At 71.8% G+C, this 21,676-nt stretch carries 19 protein-coding genes; 15 read left to right on the top strand and 4 right to left on the bottom strand.

Annotated elements, in window-relative coordinates; genetic code table 11:
- Positions 1–409 precede the first annotated feature (409 nt).
- The 15 genes from CG747_RS41980 (at position 410) to CG747_RS41910 (ending at position 15,052) form a co-directional block, all read left to right on the top strand.
- Positions 410–1,648, top strand: coding sequence for an MFS transporter (locus tag CG747_RS41980; RefSeq protein ID WP_308303845.1), 1,239 nt, complete (start codon positions 410–412; stop codon positions 1,646–1,648).
- Positions 1,649–1,668: 20 nt separating this feature from the next.
- Complete coding sequence (locus CG747_RS41975; RefSeq protein ID WP_100607156.1) at positions 1,669–2,583, top strand: TauD/TfdA family dioxygenase; 915 nt, start codon at positions 1,669–1,671, stop codon at positions 2,581–2,583.
- Positions 2,584–2,667: 84 nt separating this feature from the next.
- Positions 2,668–4,239: a pyridoxal phosphate-dependent aminotransferase gene (locus CG747_RS41970; RefSeq protein WP_100607155.1), complete on the top strand. Its 1,572-nt coding sequence runs from the start codon at positions 2,668–2,670 to the stop codon at positions 4,237–4,239.
- A 3-nt stretch (positions 4,240–4,242) separates the two neighbouring features.
- The gene (locus CG747_RS41965; RefSeq protein ID WP_100607154.1) at positions 4,243–5,049 is read left to right on the top strand and encodes a BtpA/SgcQ family protein; all 807 of its coding nucleotides are present in this window, start codon (positions 4,243–4,245) and stop codon (positions 5,047–5,049) included.
- Complete coding sequence (locus CG747_RS41960; RefSeq protein WP_100607153.1) at positions 5,046–6,203, top strand: SIS domain-containing protein; 1,158 nt, start codon at positions 5,046–5,048, stop codon at positions 6,201–6,203. Before CG747_RS41965 ends, CG747_RS41960 begins: the two co-directional genes overlap by 4 nt.
- Positions 6,200–6,907, top strand: coding sequence for a cupin domain-containing protein (locus CG747_RS41955; protein WP_100607152.1), 708 nt, complete (start codon positions 6,200–6,202; stop codon positions 6,905–6,907). The genes CG747_RS41960 and CG747_RS41955 overlap by 4 nt, the downstream gene beginning before the upstream one ends.
- Before the next feature lie 3 nt (positions 6,908–6,910).
- Entirely contained in the window at positions 6,911–8,590 is a 1,680-nt protein-coding gene (locus tag CG747_RS41950) for a class I adenylate-forming enzyme family protein (RefSeq protein ID WP_100607169.1), read from the top strand.
- The gene (locus tag CG747_RS41945; RefSeq protein ID WP_100607151.1) at positions 8,587–8,868 is read left to right on the top strand and encodes an acyl carrier protein; all 282 of its coding nucleotides are present in this window, start codon (positions 8,587–8,589) and stop codon (positions 8,866–8,868) included. The genes CG747_RS41950 and CG747_RS41945 overlap by 4 nt, the downstream gene beginning before the upstream one ends.
- Before the next feature lie 47 nt (positions 8,869–8,915).
- Positions 8,916–10,277 (top strand): aldehyde dehydrogenase family protein, encoded by a 1,362-nt coding sequence (locus CG747_RS41940; RefSeq protein WP_100607150.1) that lies wholly within the window; start codon positions 8,916–8,918, stop codon positions 10,275–10,277.
- A 2-nt stretch (positions 10,278–10,279) separates the two neighbouring features.
- Positions 10,280–10,846, top strand: a complete 567-nt coding sequence (locus tag CG747_RS41935) for a hypothetical protein (protein WP_257981088.1) — start codon at positions 10,280–10,282, stop codon at positions 10,844–10,846.
- Positions 10,846–11,850 carry an aldose epimerase family protein gene (locus tag CG747_RS41930; RefSeq protein WP_100607149.1) on the top strand — a complete coding sequence of 335 codons (1,005 nt, stop codon included), beginning with the start codon at positions 10,846–10,848 and terminating at the stop codon, positions 11,848–11,850. Before CG747_RS41935 ends, CG747_RS41930 begins: the two co-directional genes overlap by 1 nt.
- 50 nt (positions 11,851–11,900) lie before the next feature.
- Positions 11,901–12,158 (top strand): acyl carrier protein, encoded by a 258-nt coding sequence (locus CG747_RS41925; protein ID WP_100607148.1) that lies wholly within the window; start codon positions 11,901–11,903, stop codon positions 12,156–12,158.
- A 44-nt stretch (positions 12,159–12,202) separates the two neighbouring features.
- Positions 12,203–13,165 (top strand): LLM class flavin-dependent oxidoreductase, encoded by a 963-nt coding sequence (locus CG747_RS41920; protein ID WP_100607147.1) that lies wholly within the window; start codon positions 12,203–12,205, stop codon positions 13,163–13,165.
- A gap of 56 nt (positions 13,166–13,221) precedes the next feature.
- Entirely contained in the window at positions 13,222–14,004 is a 783-nt protein-coding gene (locus CG747_RS41915; protein WP_100607146.1) for a class I SAM-dependent methyltransferase, read from the top strand.
- A gap of 43 nt (positions 14,005–14,047) precedes the next feature.
- Positions 14,048–15,052, top strand: a complete 1,005-nt coding sequence (locus CG747_RS41910) for a class I SAM-dependent methyltransferase (RefSeq protein ID WP_100607145.1) — start codon at positions 14,048–14,050, stop codon at positions 15,050–15,052.
- Between the two features lie 99 nt (positions 15,053–15,151).
- Here CG747_RS41910 and CG747_RS41905 read toward each other — a convergent pair whose 3' ends face one another.
- The 4 genes from CG747_RS41905 to CG747_RS50305 all read right to left on the bottom strand — a co-directional run bounded on the left by CG747_RS41905 (position 15,152) and on the right by CG747_RS50305 (position 21,667).
- Positions 15,152–16,192 (bottom strand): GNAT family N-acetyltransferase, encoded by a 1,041-nt coding sequence (locus CG747_RS41905; protein WP_100607144.1) that lies wholly within the window; start codon positions 16,190–16,192, stop codon positions 15,152–15,154.
- On the bottom strand, positions 16,189–17,787 hold the full coding sequence (locus CG747_RS41900) for an amino acid adenylation domain-containing protein (RefSeq protein WP_100607143.1): 1,599 nt from the start codon (positions 17,785–17,787) through the stop codon (positions 16,189–16,191). The genes CG747_RS41905 and CG747_RS41900 overlap by 4 nt, the downstream gene beginning before the upstream one ends.
- Before the next feature lie 19 nt (positions 17,788–17,806).
- Entirely contained in the window at positions 17,807–20,905 is a 3,099-nt protein-coding gene (gene ileS, locus CG747_RS41895; RefSeq protein ID WP_100607142.1) for an isoleucine--tRNA ligase, read from the bottom strand.
- 180 nt (positions 20,906–21,085) lie between these two features.
- Complete coding sequence (locus tag CG747_RS50305; protein ID WP_257981087.1) at positions 21,086–21,667, bottom strand: hypothetical protein; 582 nt, start codon at positions 21,665–21,667, stop codon at positions 21,086–21,088.
- Positions 21,668–21,676: the final 9 nt, after the last annotated feature.

Below are 21,676 nucleotides of genomic sequence, written 5' to 3'. Positions count from 1 at the left end.
GCGAACCGGTTCACTCAGGCCCCGGAGCCGTGGCCGCACGCCCGGCCGGGGCCGCCGCACGCCCGTCGCCGGCGAGTTCGGCCGGCGGGCGATGCCATCCCGCCCGCCAGACCTTCCCCCACCTCCAAGAAAGCGTCGGGCCGGGCGAGTTGCTCCCCAGGGGCTCGCGCGCCGCGAGCGCGCGTCCCGGTGAGGCTTCCCCTCGGGCCGCTCGGCGAACGGCCGCACGCAACATACCGCAGCGGATGCCGGTCGGCGACTACGGTGCGCGTCCGTCCCGGCACTGTCCGGAGCCCAGCCGGGCGGGCCCGGCCGACCGCCCGGGAAAAGACCGGTAATTGCGCGGTCATTTCACGTCCGCACTGACCGGCCGTTCTCAGTTCCCATTCAATTCCACCGGATCCCTACAGTGGTCCGCGTGCTGAACCGAATTCTCCCCGCTTCTGGACCGGGACGTGTTCTGGCCGTGGCTACCCTATTCATCACGCTGGGCCAAGGCGCGTTCATGACCTGCTCGGCTCTCTATTTCACCACCGTGGTCGGGATTTCCGTGACCCAGTTGGGGCTCGGTCTGACCGTCGCTGGGGCGGTGGGCCTGTTCGCGGGCGTTCCGCTGGGGCATCTGGCGGACCGCCGGGGGCCGCGCGGAACGGCGGCGCTGCTGACCGCCGCGAACGGCGTGGCGGCGGCGGGCTACCTGGTCGTCGGTTCCTTCGTTCAATTCACCGTGTCGGCCTGCCTGTTCGTCATGCTGGAGCGAGGCAGCCGGGCGGCCCTCCAGGCAGCGGTCGCGGGAACCCTGGACGGCGGGGACCTGGTGGAGACCCGGGCGTATCTGCGCGCGGTCACCAACGCGGGTGTGGCGGTGGGGGCGGGCATGGCCGGCATCGCCCTTCAGGTGAATACCCCCGCCGCCTTCCGCACCGTGCTGGTGCTGGACGCTCTGCTCTTCCTCGTGGCCGCGGGTGTGCTGACGCGGCTGCCGCGGGTGGCGCCGAAGCCCGCGTCCGACGAGGATGCCGGGCGCCCCCGGCTGGCCGTACTGCGCGACCGGCCCTTCGTCCTGGTCACCGCCCTGACCGCGGTGCTGTCGCTGCATGCGGTGCTGCTCGAAATCGTGGTCCCGCTGTGGATCGCCACGCATACCGCCGCCCCGCGTTGGTTGGTGACGGTTTTGTTCCTGCTCAACACGGTGAGTGTGGTGGCGTTCCAGGTACGGATCGCGAAGCGGGTGACGCGGGTGCCGCTCGCCGTACGGGCCGTCCTGCGGGCCGGGATCGTGCTGTGCGTCGCCTGTGCGCTGTTCGCGGCGTCGGCGACGGACAGCGTGGCCGCAGCGGTGACGTTCCTGGTGCTGGCCGGGGCCGTGCACGTCTACGGGGAGATGGTGTTGTCGGCCGGCGCCTGGGTCATCGGATTCGACCTGGCACCGGCGGACATGCAGGGGCAGTACCAAGGGTTCTTCTTCACCGGATATGCGACGGCGGCCATGATCGCCCCCTCCTTCCTCACGCTCACCGTCGTCCAGGGCGGCGCCGTCGGCTGGCTGCTGCTCGGCGGCCTGTTCGTTCTCGCGAGCCTGGCCACGAAACCCGCTGTCGGCTGGGCGGAGCGCACCCGCTCCGTACGTCCGGCGCACTGCGGCTGACCCCACCAGGAGCATTTGCCATGGAACAGCGATCCCCCACCGCCCCCACCCGGCCCGCGGCACCGCGGGAACCCGAGGGCGGGGTGACCCACGGAACCTTCCTGACCGCCGCGGACGACGCCCATGTACCGCTGCGCGAGCGGACGTTGGGAAACGGCACGCCGCTGCGCGACCTCGCCCCCCGGCCCGGCCCGGCGACCGGCCGGCACGACGCCCTCCACGCGGAGGTGTCCGATCAGCTGTGGCGCCGTGGTCTGGCCGCGGTCCAGCTCGACGAACCGCTGCCGAACGACCGGTTCACCGCGTTCGGGGCCTTCCTCGGCACGGCCATGCCCGAGCGGGACCCGGCGGTCCGCCCGTACGTGGCGGACGAGGTGATCCTCAACCTGCGCAGCGAGCACCGGCGCACCGACGACGTGTCGTTGCAGCCCTTCGCCGGGAACCACCTCTCGCTGCACACCGAGAGCAGTGGCGGCCCCGTCGAAAGGCAGCCGCGCTACATCGTGCTGATGTGTGTCGCCCCCGGGGACGCCTCGCAGGGCGCCCGGACGGTGCTCGTACCGATGCGGGACGTGGCGCGCCGGCTGGCGCCGCGCACCACCGCCGTCCTCTCGCGCACCCGCTACCGTCACCACCCCGGCGTACCCACGATCGCCCGGAAGGCCGGGGACCGCTGGGTGTTCTCCTTCCGCGACTTCCTGGCCGACGAACTCCACTGGACCCACGAGGGGCCGGAGGGCGACGCCACGGCCGTCAACGACGCGCTCCGCGACCTGCTGGCGGCGATGTACGCACCAGGGCACGCCCGGGCGGTCCACTGGCGGCGCGGACTGCTCGTCGTCATCGACAACACCTACTTCTTCCACGGGAGAACGGCCGGTTCGGCAGCGCCCGAGGCCCGTCTCCGGCACCTCAAGCGTCTGCGCATCGTCTGACCCTGTCCGTCTTCCGGATCAGCCCACCCGCGCCCATGCCCTCCATTCGCCCTCGCCCTTTGGGGCGGCCCTCTCGGGAAACGCATGAAACTCTTCGAATCCCTTCCGTCTCCGCGTCCGCGGTACACCCCGCAGGACGCTCGCGAGACCGCCGCGCGCACACCGCGACCCGGTGGAATCCGCGACGTCTTCACACCCGGCATAGACGAGCGTGTCCTTGATGTGTACGCCCGGGCACGCGACCCCCACGACCCCCTGGAGCTGCGGGACCTGTGGCTGGGGCGGGTCGAGCACGAACTCGGGGCGCACGCCCTGCGCCCGGAGCTCGCCGAGGGCTGGCGCGCCAGTCGGCCGCGGCGCACGGTCGGTGCCGAGGAAGTGCTCTCCTCCCGGGCGACCGTCCGCTTCGTCAAGGAGCTCTTCAACTCGTTCTTCCGTGACGATCTCTACGGCGAACTCCGGGACAGCGCCCGCTACATCCTCTCCAGCGGCTCGATCGACGAGGAGAAGTGGGGCCTGCCGGAGAGTCTGAAGGAGTGCATCCGCTACGCCCTCGACCGGGACTGGTACGGCTACTCCGACTCGCGCGGGCGCGTTCCGGCCCGCGAGGCCATCGCCGAGTACGAGAACGCCCGCATCACGGGGGCGCGGTACGACGCCGGGAACGTCGCCATCACCATGGGCGGCACCTTCGCGATCAGCACACTCGCCGACTTCGTGCTGCACGACGGCCCCCGGTCCTCCTCCCCGGCGCTGTGCGCGATCCCCAACTATCCGCCCCTGGTGGAGTCGATCGCCCGCCGGCATGAGGTGCAGTTGGTGCCCCTGGCCTCCGAGGGCGGTCAGACCTCGGTCGATCCGGTGATCGCCGCGCTCACCCCCGACACTCCGCTCGTCATGTTGCAGACCGTGGGGAATCCGACCGGCGCCGCCGTGACCGAGGCGGAGCTGGCCCGGCTGATCCGCGCCGCCTCCCCCTCTACGGTCATCGTGCTGGACGAGTGCCACGAATGGCTGGGCACCTACGAGGAGCGGTGCCCCGAGCGCGCGGCCCCCAACGTGGTGCGCGTCTCCAGCCTCTCCAAGTCCTGGTCGGCACCGGGTCTCAAGGCCGGGTGGTTCCTCGCCGATCCGGCGTTCATCGACGAGTACTACGAGTACGCGTCGTCCTCCTTCGGCGGTCCGCCCTCGTTCTACTACACGGTCATCGAGGTGCTCGCGCGCCTGGAGCGCTGGCTCATCACCGGGGTCGAGGTGCCGGGGCCGGCCGAGGCCAAGGAGTTCGAGGCGTCCTACAGCATCGACCTCGCCCAGCTGCGGAACGCCTACCGCGGCTATCGCACCGAGCGGCTGCGGCGCGCCGAGGACCTGACCGTCCTGCGGGACGCGGCCACCGTCCGGCTGGCGGAGACCTCCGGGCTGGTGCTTCCCTCGCGCTTCTCCATCAACACCGTCGTGGAGTTCCCCGGCTGGGACGACTCCTACCGATGCTTCCGCGACATTCTGCGGGAGTCCGGTGTCTCCGTCCTCCCCGGGATCCTCACGTTCTGCCTCTCCGGCGGCGTCGTGCGGGTCACCACGGCGCGGCCCTGGGACGAGCTCGCACCCGCCATCGACCGACTGCGGTCGCAGGCCGGCCGCACGACGGGGGGCTGACCCATGGACGGATGGACGGCCCCTGGCGGCCACAAGCTGGTCCTGGGCATGGTGCACCTGTCACCGCTGCCCGGCACCCCGTTCCACGAGGACGGATCGTTCGACCGGATACGCGACACCGCGGTCCGTTCGGCGCGAGCGCTGTACGAGGGCGGGGCCGACGGCTGCCTCATCCAGACGGTGGACCGGTTGTACCGCGTCGACGACGTGTCCGACCCGGCCCGCACGGTGGCAATGGGCCTGATCGTGCGGGCGGTCGCCGAGGCCACGGGCGAGCGGTTCCACATCGGCGTGCAGCTGATGCGCAACGCGCTGACGCCGTCCCTCGCGGTGGCGAAGGTGGCCGGCGGCAGCTACATCCGGGCGGGCGCCCTGGTGGGGCAGACCCTCACCCCGCACGGCATGGTCCGGCCCGATCCGATGGAGGTGATGGCCTACCGCCGCCGGATCGGCGCCACGGACGTGCGGATCGTCGCCGAGATCGACTCGATGCACTTCCGGTGGTTCGGCGGGGAGAAGTCCACCGCCGAGGTAGCGCGCGCCGCCCGGTCGGTCGGTGCGGACGCGGTGTCGCTGTGCCACCCGGACGAGGACGCGGCCCTGGAGATGATCGCGTCGGTGCGCAAGGCGGTCCCCGAGCTGCCCGTCATCCTGGCCGGCCACACCCGGCACGACAACGCCATGCGGCTGTTGGCGGCGGCCGACGGAGCGTTCGTGGGCACCTGCCTGGAGCGTGACGGCTGGGGCGGCGAGATCGACCGCGACCGGGTCGCGGCCTACGTCGACATCGTACGGAGGCTGGAGCGATGAGCGTCGGGAACGGCCCGGCCGCCGGGAGCCAGGCACTGCCTCCGCTGGACCCCCGGGTGATGTTGCGGCAGGTGGCAGCCCTCGCCGAGGACCTCCGCGAGCAGACCGGGCCCTTCGACGAGCAGGTCCGCTCGCGGCTCTCCGCGCAGTGGGCGGCGGTGGACTCCGTCACCATCGTGGGAGACGGCGACTCCTACCACGCCGCGTGTGCCGTGCAGATGGCCTTCGCGTCGCTGGCGGGCGTGGACTGCCGTCCGGTGAGCGCACTGCGGTTCGTGGACTACGACCTCCCCTTCGCCGACTGCCGCCCGCCGCGTACGGAGTTGACGCTCGCGGTCTCCGCCTCGGGCCGCACCCCGCTCGTCGTGCGGTCGGCGGAACGGGCTCGCGAGGCCGGGGCGACCACCGTCGCGGTCACCGCGACGTCCGGCAGCGCGCTCACTGCGGCGAGCGACGGCGCCCTTCTGGTGACGCTGCCGCGCACCGAGCGGTCGCCAGGTGTCCGCAGCTATCAGGCAAGTCTGTTGGGGCTGTTGTTGATCGCCATCCGGCTGGGCGAGGCACGCAAGCGGCTCACCCGGCAGGAGGCGGACGCGCTGCGGGGCGAACTCGCGGCACTGGCCGGACCGGTCGAGGCGACCGCCGAAGCGGCCCGGGAGCGGTGCCGTGAGCCGGCCGAGCGGATCGCCGGTGCCCCCGTGCTGACGGTGGTCGGCAGCGGTCCCTCCTACGGCACCGCGCTCTTCGGCGCCGCCAAGGTGATCGAGACCTCCGGGATCTTCGCCACCGGGCAGGACCTGGAGGAGTGGTGCCACGTCGAACGGTTCGCCCGCCCGGCCGACATGCCGATGGTCGTGGTGGCCGCGCCGGGGCGCTCGTACCGGCACGCCGTGGAGGTCGCCGCGAAGGCGGCGGCGCTCGGGCGGCGGGTGATCGCCGTCGCGCCCGAGGACGACACCGCCCTCGCCCGGCACAGCTGTGCGGCGCTGCCCGTGACGGGGCGCGTACGCGAGGAGTACTCACCGCTCCTCTACCACGTGTTCGCCGCTCCCTTTTCCTGCTACCTCGCCCAACACCTGGGGCGGGCGCCCTTCCTGGCGGACCGGCGCCCCGGCCCGTCCCCCACCTTCCGACACGACGGAGAGACGTCATGATCGAGACGACAGAGGGCATCTCCGCGCAGCAGGTCATCGCCATGCTGACCGAGGAGTTGCACGGCCTCGACCCCGCCGAGCGCCAGGCGAAGACGATCGAGCTGCTCGCGGTGTTCGGCCGCGCCAAGGCCGAGGCGCTCCAGCCCGAGGAGCGCCCCGAGGCGCCCGACACCAGACCCGGCCCCCTGATGATCTGTGACTGGGCCGCCGACCTCGGTCTGGACGGCACGACGCAACAGCTCGGAATCGAGGTCGCGCCCGGCCCGACGAAGGTGACGAAGACCGCCGACGCCACCGGGCACTCCCTGGTGTCCAGCGGACACGTGGGGGCCGACATCCTCCATGTGCCGGCGGGCAGCGGCTTCGCCCCGCACACCCACCCGGGGGATCACCTGCTGTTCGTGCTCGCGGGCACCGGGACGATCGCGGTGGCCGGGGAGATCGTGCGCACCCGGCCCGGCCAGGTGTACATGGTCCAGGGCGACATCACCCACGCGGTGGGCGCGGTCACCGACCACATGATTCTCTCCGTGGGCGCGCCGCACCGCCGCCTCGACAGCCCGGACCGCCAGGAGCTGACGGCCTACGCCGCGCTCCTCGGCGAGCTGGGCGAGATCACCTGCCGGCTCTGCGACATCTCGGCGTCCGGCGGCGAGGAGCTGGCGGCGAAGGGCTGCACGCACTCCCCTCACCGGTTCGGGTGAGTGATGATCTCTTCGTCCCCCACCGACGCCGAGCGCGCCCACACCTATCGCGGCATCCCCTTCGAGGACCGGCTGACCCCGCACCCCACTGTGGTGTCCTGGCTCGTACACCACGCCCGGGCCCGGGGCGGGGCCCCCTTCCTGACGACCGTGTCGGGTGACGACGAGCCCAGCACGCTCACCTACGGTGAACTCGACGTCCTGAGCCGGCGCGTGGCGCGCTGGCTGCGGACCGAGCTCGATATCGCCCCCGGCCGGACCGTGGCCCTCGCCCCGGCCAACGACCCGGTCTCGGTCGTGGCTCTCCTGGGCGTCCTACGGGCGGGCTGTGCGCTGCTCCTGCTCGGCCCGCAGGACCCTGCCGACCGCAGACGGCAACAGGCCGAGGCGGCACGGGCACAGGTGGTCCTCCGCCCTCCCGCCGTCCCCGCCGAAGCGCTGCCGGAGGCGGTCGTGATCCCCGATCCGGGCACCCTGACGGACCCGGCCGGACCGGACGCCGACCCGGTGCTCGACCCGGCTCAGGACGCCCTGTTCTTCGCCACCTCCGGATCGACCGCGGCCGCCAAACTGGTCGCCCAGTCGCACTACAACACCGCCGTGAACGCGGAGGCCCTCGGGCGCCACCACGGGCTGCGCCCCGGTGACCGGTTGCTCGGCTGCCTGCCCGTCCACCATGTCAACGGTCTGCACTTCACCGTCCTCGGCGTCCTGGCGGCCGGCGCCCACGTCCTGCTCGCGGACGGCTTCGCGCCGCTGCGCTACCCCCGGCTGCTCCAGCAGTTCCGGCCGCGGATCGCCAGTGTCGTACCGAGTGTCCTGGAAGCCCTCCTGGAGACCTGGCGGCAGCCGGAACTCCCCGCGGATTTCGGGTACTTCGTCTCCGCCGCGGCGCCCCTGACCGTGCGGACCGCGCGGGCGGTGCGGGACCGCTTCGGCGCCCGGGTGCTCCAGGGCTACGGGCTGACCGAGACGGTGAACTTCTCGACGACGCTGCCGCCCGGCCTGTCCGAGGACGCGTACCGGCGGCTGATGCTGGACACCGACATCCCCTCGATCGGCACGGCCCTGTACGGCAACGAGGTGGCGGTGCTGACACCGGAGGGCGCGCGGGCAACTCCTGGGCAGGTGGGCGAGATCTGCGTACGCGGCCACAACGTGATGTCCCGCTACGAGGCCAACCCGCACGCGACGGCGGAGGCGTTCGCGGGAGGCTGGTTCCATACGCAGGACCTGGGCCTGGAGGTCACCGACCCGGACTGCGACGAGCCCTTCATCGTCATCTCCGGACGCCGCAAGAACATCGCCAAGGTCGGGGGCGAAACCGTCTCCCTGGACGAGATGGACCGGGTGCTTCGCGCCCACCCCCAGGTCCGCGACGCCGCGTGCGCGGCGCTCCCGCACCGCTTCCTGGGCGAGGAGATCGTGGCGGCGGTGGTGCCCGCCTCGGGCTCCCAGGGCCCTCCCGACGTGCGGCCCGCGCTGGCCGCGGCGTTCCGGCCCGGGGTCCTGCCCTGTCGCGTGGAGCTGCTCGACGCGATCCCGAGGACCCGAACCGGCAAGGTCCTGCGTCGGGAACTCGCAACCCGACTGGCCGGCACCGACACCGCGGACAGCACGCACGGCCCCCGTACACCGGCGACCTCTGACTCGCCCCGACCGAACTCCGGGAGCACCCGATGAACGACCCCTCCGGGATGACACACCGCGTAGCCCACCTGCTGGGAGACGTCCTCCATATCGACCCGCCGGCCCCCCGCACCGATCTGATCGGCACCGGTCTGCTCGACTCCATCGGCTTCATGCACCTGTTCGTGGCGATGGAGGAGGAGTTCGGCATCGGCGTGGCAACCACCGACCTGTCCCCGGACCGCTTCCGCACCGTCGAGACCATCGCCGCGTACGTGGTCGGCAAGCAGGGCGGCGAGCAGGGGCCGGTCGTCCCGGCGACCGCCCCGTGAGCGGGCCCCCTGCCATGCCCCAGGAGCGACAGAAGCGGAGTGCGCGGATGGAAGACGCACAGGTGGCGATCCTGACGGACCCCCGCACAGGACGCGAGCGACGGCGCATTGCCCTCGCCGGCGAGCCGGAGGTGGCGGCCGCCGTGGCCGAAGCCCGCGGCGCCGGGCCCGCGTGGGCCGCGCTCACCCCACGGCTCAGGGCACGGTGCCTGCTGCGCTTCGCCGACCTGATCGAGGAACGGTCGGCGCAGTACGTCGCGGCCGAGCGGTCAGGTACCGGCAAGCCTGCTGCCGAAGCGGCCGGTGAGGTCGAGTCGTGCGCCGATCTGCTGCGTTTCTACGCGGGCGCGCTGCGCGCCCGCACGGCCCCGGCCGCGGGCCGTCTGCTGCCCGGACGGGAGAGCTGGGTGCGGTGGGATCCGCTGGGCGTCGTCGCGGCGATCGTGCCCTGGAACTACCCGTTGGTGATGGCCGCGTGGCGGATCGGCCCCGCACTCGCCGCGGGCAACACCGTGGTCCTCAAGCCCGCCCTGACGACCCCGGACACCGCGCTGCTGCTGGCCCGGGACGCGGCCGAGACGCTGGGGCCTGGTGTCCTGGTAACCGTGCCGGGTGACCGCGACACCGGCCGCCTGCTGGTGCAGAGCGATGTCGACGCGGTGGCGTTCACCGGCAGCGAGGCGGCCGGGCGCGACATCGTCGTCCGCGCGGGCCTGCGCCGGCTCAGCCTGGAGCTCGGCGGCAACTGCCCCGCACTGGTGCTGCCGGACGCGCCACCGGGCACCTATGAGGCGCTGGTTCGTGCGGCTACCTACAACGCCGGGCAGAGCTGTGCCTCCCCCGCCCGGGTCATCACCCTGCGGGAGAACTACCAGCAGGCCGTGGAAGGGCTGGCCAAGGCCATGAACGCGCGGCGCGCGGGCGTCGACTTCGGGCCGCTCAACAACGCGGACCAGGCGGCCCGTTACGACCGGATCGTCGCGCGGAGCGGGGCGGGCATCGAGCATGTCGCCCCGCTCGCGCCGCCCCCGGGCGAGGAGGGCGGCCACTGGCGGCCCGGCCGCATCCTCGCCGACCTGTCGGCGGACGATCCCGCGGTGTGCGAGGAGGTGTTCGCGCCGGTGCTCACCGTGCAGGCGGCGGACGGTCCCGCCGAGGCCCTGGCGCTGGCCAACGGGATGCCGCAGGCCCTCGCCGCGAGCGTCTGGGGCTCGCGCACGGACGCGGCCCTGGAACTGGCCGGCCAGCTGAACGCCGGCGAGGTGTGGGTCAACTGCCATCTGGAGCAGACCGCGGAACTGCCCCACGGCGGGCGCGGCGCTTCCGGGCACGGTACGGACATGAGCGTGCTGGCGATCACCGAGTACCAGCGGCCCAAGACCGTCACCGTACGTCTGGGCGGGAGCTGAGCATGGCGGACACTCGTGTTCCGGCCGAGGAGGCGACGGCCGCGTGGCAGTGGGAGGTGTGCCGCGACCCCGAGGAGGTGCACGCGCTGCTGTGCGCGTGCGACGCCCACCAGGCGGCGGCCTCCGGGACCCCGGCGCCGGCGCGACGCCTGGCGACCACCGAGCACCGGGTGCGCTCCGGCTCCGTGCACCTGCTGCGCCACGGCGGCCGGCCGGCCGGGATGTTCACCCTGACCTGGGACCCGCCGTTCGCCGCGGACGAGGGCGCCTTCCCGCCTGCCGAACGGCCCCTGTATCTGTCGCGGCTGGCCGTCGCGCCCGAGTGGCTGACGGGTGGGTCCCTGGTCGGGCTGCGCTGCCTGCGCCGGGCCATCGAGACCGCGGCGCAGGCCGACGGTGACGCACTGCGCTCGGAGGCCAACCCGGACCTGTCGGCCACCCGGTCCGTGCTCGGCATCCTGGGGTTCGTTCAGCATGGGCCGACGCTGAGCGACGGGCAGGGCAGGCGCCGCGTCCACCTCCACAAGTCCCTCGGCCCGGCGTCCCCAGGCTCGGGCGGGGAGGGCTGATGGCGGCGACGATTCGGCGCGAGACGATCGGCACCACCGCCGGACACCGCGGCCAGAAGCCGACCGACGTGGACGCCTACACCCTGGACTCCGGCGAGGGCCTGGCCGTCGTGGTGTGGACGTACGGGGCCGGGCTCGTGGAGGTCCTGGCCCCCGACCGCGAGGGCCGAACCGGCAATGTGGTGGTGCGGCTCGCGGACCTCGACGCCTACCAGGACCGTGCGGCCAACCCGTATGTCGGCTCCACCGTGGGCCGTTACTGCCGGTGCGTGGCGGACGGCCGGTTCCGGCTCGACGGTGTGGAGCACCGGCTCGACCGCAACGACGGCGCCCACCACATCCACGGCGGGTCCCTCGGCTTCGACCGGTACGTGTGGGAGGCCGAGGCGGAACGCTCGGACGGTCTGCTGTCGCTGCGACTGCGCCTCGACAGTCCGGACGGCGACCAGGGCTACCCCGGTGCGCTGCGCGCCGAGGTCCGCTACCAGGTGTCTCCCGACGGGAGTCTGGCCTTCGAGTACCGGGCGACGACCACCGCAAGCACCATCGTGGGGCTGACCAATCACGCCTTCTGGAACCTGGCCGGCGGCGGCCTGATCGACGGCCATCTGCTGGCGGTCAACTCCTCCCGGGCAGTGGTCTTCGACGACCATCTCATCCCGGTCGCCGGGCCGCCCGCGGACCTCACCGGAAGCCGACTGGACCACCGCGTATCGAAGCCCGTCGGCGACCGGAGGCTGGACAACTGCTTCCTCCTGGACGACCCGGCCTGGGCGGCGGAGCTGCACGACCCCGCCTCGGGGCGCACCATGCGCGTCGTCACCGACCAGCCCGCGGTGGGGGTGTACTCCGCCGATGGATTCACCGGGCGCCGGCGGTCCGGTCTGTGTCTGGAGGCGGGTCCGCTGCCGGACGCGCCGAACCGCGACGACTATCCCCCGGTCCGTCTCGACCCCGGTGAGACCTACCGCCACCGCACCGTTCACCACTTCTCGGCCCGCTGACCCGCCCCCACCGGCCGGGCCATGACCCCTCAACAGGAGGTAACCCCTATATGGACCCCCTCATGGCTTCCGTGGCGCAGGCCGTACGGCGTCGCGCGGAGGCGCCGCCGCCGGCCGCTGGCATGGACCCGGACGCGGAGCTGTCCTCCCTCGGTGTGACCTCGCTGGGCGTGGCCGGTCTGGTCGTGGATCTGGAGGAGGAATTCTCCTTTCGGTTCCCGGCCGATGCGGTCACCCCCGAGGTGTTCCACACCCTTCGCACCCTCACCGACTCGGTCCGCGCGCTGTGCCGCCACCAGTCGGGCTGAACCCCGGCCCGGTTCCCGGGCAGTCCTTTCACGGAGCGGACATCATGCAGATCCATGGAGACAGCGTCCGAGTCGGCGTCCACTCGGGCCAGCAGTACACCACCTTCGCCGAGGCGCTCGACCTGTGGCAGCGGGCGGAGGAACTCGGGTACGACTGGGTCTCCCTCTTCGACCACTTCCGTCCGCCGCTCGGCGGCCCGGCCGGCCCGTGCTTCGAGGGCATGTCGCTGCTCTCGGCGCTGGCGGCGCGCACCAGCCGGATCCGCTGCGCCGTGCTCGTCTCGGCGGTGACCTGGCGGCATCCGGCACTGGCCGCGGCCATCGCGGCGACCATCGACCACGTCTCGGACGGCCGCCTGGAGTTCGGGATGGGCGCGGCCGGCGCGGACCTGGCCTACGGGCAGTACGGCATCCCGTTCCCGGGCGCCGGGACGCGGCTGGACATGCTGGACGAAGCCTGCCGGGTGGTACGGGGGCTGTGGACCGGCGGGGCGGTGACCTTCGACGGGAAGCACTTTCAGCTCCGGGACGCCCATCTGGAGCCGCGCCCCCTTCAGCCACGACTGCCGATGGTGATCGGTGGCGAGGGCGAGCGGCGGATGCTGCGGATCGTCGCCGAGCACGCCGATATCTGGAACACCCTTGCCGGAACCCCGGACGGCTACCGGCGCAAACTCACGAAGCTGGCCGAACACGCCGCCGCCGTCGGCCGCGCCCCTGGGACCATCCGCAGATCGGTAACGTTCCGGGCGGTGCTCGCCGAGACCGAGCGGGAGGCCCTGGAGCGCAAGGAGCAGCTGCTGCGGAGACTGGGCGCCGATTCGCCGGTGTGGCCGGAGTACCTGGTGTTCGGCACCCCCGAGCAGTGCGTCGAGCGGCTGCGTCCCTATCTCGACCTGGGTGTCCGCGATTTCCTGCTCGGCGCCCGCCCTCCCGTAGACGAGCAGACCCTCGATCTCTTCGCCCGGCAGGTCGCGCCGGTGCTGCGCGCCCACCCGGCCGGCTGACCAGGCACCTGCCCGGTCGCCGAGTTCATCCACACCACGGCCCACGGAGGCTCACCATGGGGAACTACTACTACACGGACGGTTTCGCGTCCTTCTTCGACAGCCGGTACACGGGGTGGGTGCACACTTTCTCGCCCCGGCTCGCCGAACATCTGGGGCGGCAGGGGCTCCCGGAGCGTTCGGTGATCGACCTGTGCTGCGGCACGGGCGTCACGGCGTCCGTCTTCCACGAGGCCGGCTGGCAGGTCACCGGCGTGGACGGATCGGCAGCCATGCTGGACATCGCACGCAAGAAGCTGGCCCCCGCCCTCGATGCCGGTGCGCTCCACCTCATCGAAGCCGATGCCCGGTCCTTCCGTACGCCACGGCGGGCCGCGGCCTGCGTGAGCATGGACGGTGCGCTCAACCATCTGGAGTCGGTGGCGGAGCTGGCCCGGTGTTTCACCGCGGTGAGCGAGGCGCTGCTGCCCGGCGGGGAGTTCGTCTTCGACCTGTACGAGGCGTCGCACTTCCGCCACTGGAACAACCTCACCGTGACGGACGAGCCGGACGCGGTCGTCGTCAAACGCGGGGTCTGGGACGACGGCGCACGGACCGGGATGCTGCGAGTGTCCGGAGTGTTCGGCACGGGCAGCTCCGTCCAGCGGGTGGACCAGACGCTGCGCAGCTGGGAGTACGACGCCGCCGAGGTGGCGGGTGCACTGGAGTCGGCCGGACTCGCCCCGGCCGCACACGACTTCGGGGCGGCGTACGTCAAATGCGATTCGGGCTCCTGCTCCCTGACCAGTGTGCCCTGCCGCACCATCTACCGCGCCCGCAAGCCCCTGGACCAGGGGTGACCCCCACCGCCGCGACCACACCACCACTCACAAAGGATCAGCGATGACCACTACTCCGCACGCTGCCCATGTCCCGAGCACCGATTCCCTGTTCAGCGCGTCCGTGGCGGTTTCCGCACTGTCGGCAGCCGTCGAGCTCGGGCTGCTCGACGAGCTCAAGGACCGGGGCGTCATCCGGTTCGACGGCCGCCAGGAGGGCGAGGGCCGCATCGACCGCGCCGTGCTGCACGGCATCCTCCTCCCCCTGGCGTGGGCCGGGATCGTCGAACTCGACGACCAGGCCGCCCGGCCGGGGCCGGGCTTCGACGCGGCCTACCTGGACCGCGGCTACTTCTACTGGCTGGCCGGCGGCAACGGCGCGCTGACGAGCCGGGCGCCGCACGTCGCGCTGGAGCGCCACCGGCAGGGCGAGTTCTACCGCAGGGACATGCGGGCCGTGGCGGTGAGCTCCCGGATGATCGGCGATGTCGAGGTCGAGTTGCGCTTCGACAAGATACTCGCCAACCAGCCACCCCAAGCGGTGTGCGACCTCGGATGCGGATCCGGCCAACGGCTCATCCGTGTGGCGCGCAACCACCCTCATGTCCGGGGCGTCGGGGTGGACATCGCCACCGCCTCCGTGGACCTGTCGGCGGCCTCGGTCGCCGAGGCCGGGCTGTCGGACCGGATCTCCGTGCACCACGGCGATGTGCACGCCCTGCCCCAACTTTCCGAATTCGCCGGTATCGACGTGGTCACCTGCGTGTTCATGGGGCACGACTTCTGGCCGTATGACAAGTGTGTGACCGTGCTGCGCCGGATCCGCGAGGTGTTTCCCGACGTCGAACGGTTCCTGCTGTGTGATGTGGTGCGCAGCGAGGTGGCGCCGGGAGCGGACACCCCGATCTTCACGTTGGGCTTTGAGTTCGCGCACGCGCTCATGGGGGTCACCCTGCCGACGCGCTCGGACTGGATGACGGCGTTCGCCGCCTCCGGTTGGGAGTGCGAGGCGGTTCAGGAGTTCAACCGGCCGCCCGGCGGTCTGCTCTTCGAGCTGCGCCCCAACTGACGCAACGCTGCTCGCCTTCCAGAGGTACCGGACTTCTGGAAGGCGAGCAGCGCACTGTCGGTCTACGGCGGCGGGAGCGTCAGCCGGCGGGCGTACGGATCATCGCCACGCGCGGCCGGACACACCGCTCAGGTTCCACATGTCCGGCCCATGGATGCTGCTGAGCGCCCCCGGCACATCGGCGCCGGTCGCCCGGATCACCAGGTTGGGGAGGTACATGTCGCGGGTGAAGAGCCCGGTGGGTTCGTCGAGTTCGGCACCCCGCGCGCGCAGCGCCGCGATCCGTGCCGCCGGGAGGTCGCGTACCCACATCAGGACCTCGGCGCCCGGCAGTTGCTCGACCGCAGCCGTCACCAAGTCCGCGAACACCGCGTCGGACGTCGCCTCGCAGTCCACGATCGTGGTGGGGGTCCCGCCGTCGTCGGTGTCGACGCCGGAGCGGTGTCCGATGAGGTAGCCCTCGATAGGGTCGTCCCCCGCCACCAGGTGGAAGTACCGGGCAAGTGGGTTCGCCGCGCGCCAGCGGAAGTAGCCGGCGTCCCGTACCGGGCGCAGGCCGGTGCCGGCCGGCAGACGATCCACCAGGCCGGCCATGGCCTCCGCGTCCACGGCCTCCAGCGGACGTACGACCAGGCCGGAACCCGCCCCCCGTACAGCGGCCAGTTCGTGCCACGGCCGGTCCGCCACCAGTGGCTTCGCCCGCTTCAGCACGGCCTGCCCCCATGGCCCGATCGGGCGCCAGCCGTTCATCAGCATGGCGGGGCCGGCTCCCTGGTCGCCGAAGTCCAGCAGCCACGGCACGCCGTCGGCGCGCAGCCGTGCCACCACCTCGTCGGTCAGGATCCGGAACAAGGGGCTGCCCTGGTAGCGGGGGGCGACCACGGTGTCGGTGAGGCAGGGCAGGGTGAACCGCTCCCCCGCCACCTCCCAGCACGCCCCGAAGACGCCCACCATGCCGACCAGTTCCCCGCCCTCGCGGGCGAGGGTGACGTACCGGTCGTCGAGGTAGGGGTTGGCGCCGTACTTCCAGTCCATGTACGCCAGATTGGCGGCCGTTCCGCCACGCCACAACGAGTCCTGGAAGTCCGCGATCTCCAGACGGTCGCGGGCCGTGCATCCGGTGAGGGAGAACCCGGTCACGCGCCGCCACCTCCACCGTGCGGTGTCTCCTCGTCGGCGAAGAGCCGCTGGAGTGCCCGCAGGTCGGTCTTGCCGTTGGCGTTGGTGGGCAGCGACTCCAGTACGAGCCAGCGCGTCGGCAGCATGTAGGCGGGCACTTTCCCGGCGAGCCTGGCCTTCAGCTGCACGGTGGTCAGCGAAATCCCGGCGCCGAGGGTGTAGGCCGCGCAGATCAGCGGCCCACCCGCGCGACCCGGCACGGCCACGACCGCCCCTGCGGTGATCTCGGGCAGCGCGTGCAACTCGGTCATCACGTCATCGAGTTCCACCCGGTAGCCGTTGACCTTGACCTGGCGGTCGGCACGGCCGTGGAAGCGCAGCAGTCCGTCCGCGTCCCGGCTGCCCAGATCGCCGGTGCGGTACGCGCGCCGTCCGCTGCCGGGGGGCAGCTCGACGAACGAGGCCGTGGTCCGTTCGGGATTGCGCCAGTAGCCGGGGCTGACCCCGGCGCCGCCGATCACCAGCTCGCCCACCTCATCGGCGGCGACCGGGCGCAGCTGGTCGTCGACGACCTCCAGCCACTCCCCGGGGATGGGCCGGCCGACGGGCAGCGCCTGATCCGGCAGGTCGGTCAGCGTGTGGAAGGAACTGGCGATGGTGGTCTCGGTGGTGCCGTAGAACCCGGTGAACGTCACGTGGGGCAGGCGGCGCATCCAGTACTCGACGTCCGGGGGCGGGAAGACCTCGCCGCCCCACAGCACCCGTCGCAGGTCCGGGAAGTCGTCCTTCGCCATCACGTCGTGCCGCGCCATCGCGCTGAGCACCGACGGAACCGAGAGCCACTGGGTCAGCCGTGAGGTGCGGATGAAATCGGCCAGGGTGGTCGGCAGCAGGCTGGTCTCCGGCGGGACCAGGTGCAGTTCGGCGCCGCAGGTCAGCGGCCCGTACACATCCCACAGCGAGCCGTCGAAGTGCAGTTGGAGGTGGCAGGAGATCCGGTCGTCCGGCCCGAGCCCGAAGTGCTCGTTGGCCCAGGTCACGAAGTGGACGATGCCGGCGTGGGTGAGCGGAACGCCCTTGGGTTCGCCCGCCGAGCCCGAGGTGAACAGGACGTACGCGACGTCGGAGCCGCCGCTCACCGGCTCGGGCATGGTCGTCGGCGCGGCGGCGACCTCCGCGGCGGTGAGCGAGCATCCGGGGACACCGTCCGTGGCCTCGCCGTCTGGCAGGCATACGGCCGCCACCACGCCGGGCGCGGCGGCGGCCGACAGCTCGGCGGCCAGGGCGGTGCGCGGGCCGTCGGCGAGGAGCCGGCACGGCCCGCTCCGGTTCACGATGGACACCAGCCGCTCCGCCGGCGACGCGGTGTCCAACGGCACGCACACACCACCGGCCTTGAGCACGCCGAGCAGGTACACCACCGCTTCCGGGCTCTTCGGCACCAGCAGGCACACCCTGTCGTCCGGGCGCAGTCCGTCGGCGCGCAGTGCCTGGGCCAGCCGGTTGGACCGCTCCTCCAGCTCGCGGTAGGTGAGCCGGGTCCGGCCGAAGACGACCGCGTCCGCTTCCGGCGTTCGGGCGGCTTGTGCGCTCACAAGCCCTTCGAGGCGCGTCATGCGCTGCTTCCTTCCTTGGTCAGGGCGTGGCGATATGCACCCGAACCGCGGTGCCCTCGCCGATAAGGCCGTCGTGGCCGCCGTCCGCGAACGGACCGAACACCAGTGACTCGGCGAGGGTCTCCGCCACGAGAAGCGCCTCGTACGGCTGGATGCGTGCCGCCATCGCCTCGGGAAGGTCGATGGTCAGCGCGATGCGGTCGGTGAGCTGGAGGCCGGCCGCGCGGCGTGCCTGCTGCACCACCCGCACCAGATCGCGGGCCGTTCCCTCGGCCGCCAGTTCCTCGGTCACCTCGACGTCGAGCACGATCAGTCCGGATCCGCCGGGCAGCGCCACGGCGGCGCCCGGGCCGTCGGCGACCAGCCGCAGCTCGTACTCGTCGGGGAGCAGTTCGATGCCTGCCGCCACGACGTTCCCGTCGGCGTCCGTGGTCCAGTCGTCCATGGCGGCGGCGCGGAGCACCTTTTGCACCGCGCTGCCGAGGCGGGGGCCGCACCGGCGGGGATTGGGGGTCAGCCGCATCCGGCCGTGTGCGGAGACATCGGTGGTGAGCTGGATCTCCTTGACGTTGAGCTGGTCGCGCAGCAGTCCGGTGTAGGGCTCCAGCGCGGCGGCGTCGCGGTCGGCGATCACCAGTCGCGCCAAGGGCAGGCGCAGCCGCAGCCGGTGGCTCTTGCGCTGCCCGAGCGCGGTCGAGGAGATCTCCCGCACCCTGTCCATCACCCGCAGTTCCGGATCCGACGGCAGCTCGTCCGCCGTGGGCCACGAGGCCAGGTGCACCGACCGGCCCCCCGTCAGCCCTCGCCACACCCGCTCGGTGATCAGCGGCAGCAGGGGCGCCATCAGCCGGCACAGCACTTCGAGCGCGGTGTGCAAGGTGTCCAGGGCCCCGCGGTCGCCGGCCGCGAACCGGGCGCGGGAGCAGCGGATGTACCAGTTGGTCAGCAGGTCCAGGTGGTCCCGCAGCCCGGAGCACGCGGTGGACAGGTCGTAGTCGTCCATCGCGCGGGTCGTCCGGCCGACCAGCTCCCGGGTCTTGGCCAGGAGGTAGCGGTCCAGCGGATGCGCCGCGTCGCCGCGGACCCGGCCCTCGTCGCCGTCCGCGTACAGGGTCAGGAAGTGCCAGGCGTTCCACAGCGGCAGCAGCACCTGGCGCAGGGCCTCCTTGCTGCCGGCCTCGGTGACCTCCACGTCGCGGGCGCGCAGCAGCGGCGAGCTCATGAGGAACCAGCGCATGGCGTCGGAGCCGTCGCGGGCGAAGATGTCGTTCACGTCGAGGTAGTTGTTGCGGGCCTTGGACATCGCCTGTCCGTCGTGGCCGAGCACCACGCCGAGGACGGTGCAGTTGGCGAAGGCCGGCCGGTCGAACAGCGCCGTGGACATGACGTGCATGTTGTAGAACCAGCCGCGGGTCTGGGCGTAGTACTCGACCACGAAGTCGCCCGGTGAGTGCCGCTCGAACCACTCGGCGTTCTCGAAGGGGTAGTGCACCTGCGCGAACGGCATGGAGCCGGTCTCGAACCAGCAGTCCAGTACCTCGGGCACCCGCCGCATCGTCGCCCGGCCCGTGGGGTCGTCCGGGTGGGGGCGGGTGAGCTGGTCGATGTACGGACGGTGCAGGTCGGCCGGCCGGACCCCGAAGTCACGCTCGATCTCGTCCAGCGAGCCGTACACGTCGACCCGGGGGTATGCGGGATCGTCCGACACCCATACCGGGATGGGAGCGCCCCAGTAGCGGTTGCGGGAGATGTTCCAGTCCTTGGCGCCGCGCACCCACTTGCCGAACTGGCCGTCCGCCACGTGTTCCGGCGTCCAGTTGACCTGCTCGTTGAGCTCCAGCATCCGGGTGCGCAGCCGCGTGACGGCCACGAACCAGGAGGGGATGGCCTGTTGCAGCAGCTGTGTGCCACAGCGCCAGCAGTACGGCCGGGAGCGGACGTGCGGTGTGCTGCGCAGCAGCGCACCGCTCACCTCCAGCAGCCCGAGCACGGCCCCGGTGGACTCCAGTACCGGCGTTCCGGCGCACGGCGGCACCTCGTCGGTGTACCTGCCGACGGAGTCGACCGGGTAGGTCCGGCCGATGTCAGCGGCCGTCGCGACGGCATGGTCCCGCTCGTCGAAGCAAGGGGTCACGGCGACGGCACCGGTGCCCTCGCCGACGTCCACATGCCGCTCCGCCACCACGAGGTGGGTGTCCGCCGCGGGGGCGACGAAGTCGAACAGCGGCTGGTACCGGCGTCCCGCCAGTTCGGCACCGCGGTACCGTTCCCGCACCTGCCCGCCCACCAGGTCGGCGTGCGTGTCGAGCCGGTCGGCCGCCACCACGTAGCGCTCCCCGGCCTTTTCGACCACGGCGTATGCGGCGTCGGGATGCACGGCCACCGCCGTGGTGGCGGGCAGCGCCCAGGGCGCGTCGGACTCCACCAGCAGCAGCTCGCCGCCGTCCAACCGCACGCCCACGATCACCGTGGTGCCCGGCACCTCGCGATGGGTGTCACTGCCGTCGATACGGCCGCTGCTCTCCGCATTGGCGAGCGGCGTCTCACAGTGCGGGCAGTACCAGGAAACCGAATGTCCTTGGTAGATGAGCCCCTTGTCCCACATGGTCTTGAACGCCCACATGACGCTCTCCATGTAGTCGAGGTCATGGGTCTTGACGGACTGGTCGAAGTCGACCCAACGGGCCTGCCGGGTGACATAGTCGCGCCACTCATGGGTGTAGCGCATCACCGTGGTGCGGCAGACCTCGTTGAATCGCGCGACGCCCATGCGCTCGATATCGAACTTCGCGGTGACACCGAGTTGCTTCTCGGCGTCGAGTTCGGCGGGCAGCCCGTGCGAGGTCCAGCCGAATCGTCGCTCGACCCTGCGTCCCCGCATGGTCTGGTACCGCGGCACCACGTCCTTGGCGTACCCGGCCAGCAGATGTCCGTAGTGCGGCAGGCCATTGGCGAACGGCGGTCCGTCGTAGAACACGAATTCTTCGTCGGATTTCCGCGCTTCCACCGTCTCGTGGAAGATGCCGTGGCGTTCCCAGTAATCCAGCACATCGAGTTCGATGTCCGGAAAGTGTGGTCTCGCGGGTACGTTGTCGGACCCGGCTTTCGGATATGCCATTGCTTAGTAAACCTCGCAGGGTCGGCCCGCATTCAAGGGGACTCGACTCTAACGACGCTGCGGGTAACGTCCGGTAATCGCCGGCACATCGCGCAGGCGCTCACGACCGCCGCGCAATTACCTCCCGATTCCCGGGGCCGGAACCGCGGGCGAGGTCACCGGTCAGGTCTGCTGCCACGGTCAGCCCTTCCAGGCAGGGAGGTTCATGCCGTGCAGGTTGCGGCAGGCGGAGGCGGCGAGTGTGGCGGACAGCGCACCGACCGGCCACAGACCCCAGCGGCCAATGGCTCGGCGGCACACGGCGACCGCCATGAGGGAGGTGGCTGCGGCGGCCGACCAGACCAGGCCGACATCGGCGGTGGAGTGCGCGAGCTGGTTGACCACGATCACCGGGGCAGCGGCCTGCAGAAGGCCCACGGAGAGGTTTGACACGGTCAGTCCGGTCACCAGCCAGCCAAGGGTCGGCAGCGATCGCAGGGTTGCCCAGCCGGTGCGCAGTCCTTGGAACACGGGCTGCTCGGCTGCCTGCTCGCGGTGGAACTGGCGCGGGGCGAGGGCGGTGGTGAGCAGCGAGAATCCAGCGATCGCGGAGAGCATCCCGGTAGCCCCGGCAAACTGGAGCAGCAGTGCGGCAAGCGCGGGTCCGGCCAGGGTGGCGACGGACCAGCATCGCCAGGACCGCCCGCGGACCCGCACCACGGGCGTCTGCCCGCGCCGACTCCAGGTGTTGGCACGTAGCCGTGCCCGGTCAGCAGCCGCCACACAGCGGAC

Source organism: Streptomyces sp. CB02959, assembly GCF_002803155.1.
Classification (GTDB): domain Bacteria; phylum Actinomycetota; class Actinomycetes; order Streptomycetales; family Streptomycetaceae; genus Streptomyces.
This window is presented reverse-complemented; position numbering and strand designations above follow the sequence as displayed.

Coding starts and splice junctions, on each gene's coding strand:
- CG747_RS41975 (WP_100607156.1), top strand. CDS start 1,669: ATGGAACAGCGATCCCCCACCGCCCCCACCCGGCCCGCGGCACCGCGG.
- CG747_RS41970 (WP_100607155.1), top strand. CDS start 2,668: ATGAAACTCTTCGAATCCCTTCCGTCTCCGCGTCCGCGGTACACCCCG.
- CG747_RS41965 (WP_100607154.1), top strand. CDS start 4,243: ATGGACGGATGGACGGCCCCTGGCGGCCACAAGCTGGTCCTGGGCATG.
- CG747_RS41960 (WP_100607153.1), top strand. CDS start 5,046: ATGAGCGTCGGGAACGGCCCGGCCGCCGGGAGCCAGGCACTGCCTCCG.
- CG747_RS41955 (WP_100607152.1), top strand. CDS start 6,200: ATGATCGAGACGACAGAGGGCATCTCCGCGCAGCAGGTCATCGCCATG.
- CG747_RS41950 (WP_100607169.1), top strand. CDS start 6,911: ATGATCTCTTCGTCCCCCACCGACGCCGAGCGCGCCCACACCTATCGC.
- CG747_RS41945 (WP_100607151.1), top strand. CDS start 8,587: ATGAACGACCCCTCCGGGATGACACACCGCGTAGCCCACCTGCTGGGA.
- CG747_RS41940 (WP_100607150.1), top strand. CDS start 8,916: ATGGAAGACGCACAGGTGGCGATCCTGACGGACCCCCGCACAGGACGC.
- CG747_RS41935 (WP_257981088.1), top strand. CDS start 10,280: ATGGCGGACACTCGTGTTCCGGCCGAGGAGGCGACGGCCGCGTGGCAG.
- CG747_RS41930 (WP_100607149.1), top strand. CDS start 10,846: ATGGCGGCGACGATTCGGCGCGAGACGATCGGCACCACCGCCGGACAC.
- CG747_RS41925 (WP_100607148.1), top strand. CDS start 11,901: ATGGACCCCCTCATGGCTTCCGTGGCGCAGGCCGTACGGCGTCGCGCG.
- CG747_RS41920 (WP_100607147.1), top strand. CDS start 12,203: ATGCAGATCCATGGAGACAGCGTCCGAGTCGGCGTCCACTCGGGCCAG.
- CG747_RS41915 (WP_100607146.1), top strand. CDS start 13,222: ATGGGGAACTACTACTACACGGACGGTTTCGCGTCCTTCTTCGACAGC.
- CG747_RS41910 (WP_100607145.1), top strand. CDS start 14,048: ATGACCACTACTCCGCACGCTGCCCATGTCCCGAGCACCGATTCCCTG.
- CG747_RS41900 (WP_100607143.1), bottom strand. CDS start 17,787: ATGACGCGCCTCGAAGGGCTTGTGAGCGCACAAGCCGCCCGAACGCCG.
- ileS (WP_100607142.1), bottom strand. CDS start 20,905: ATGGCATATCCGAAAGCCGGGTCCGACAACGTACCCGCGAGACCACAC.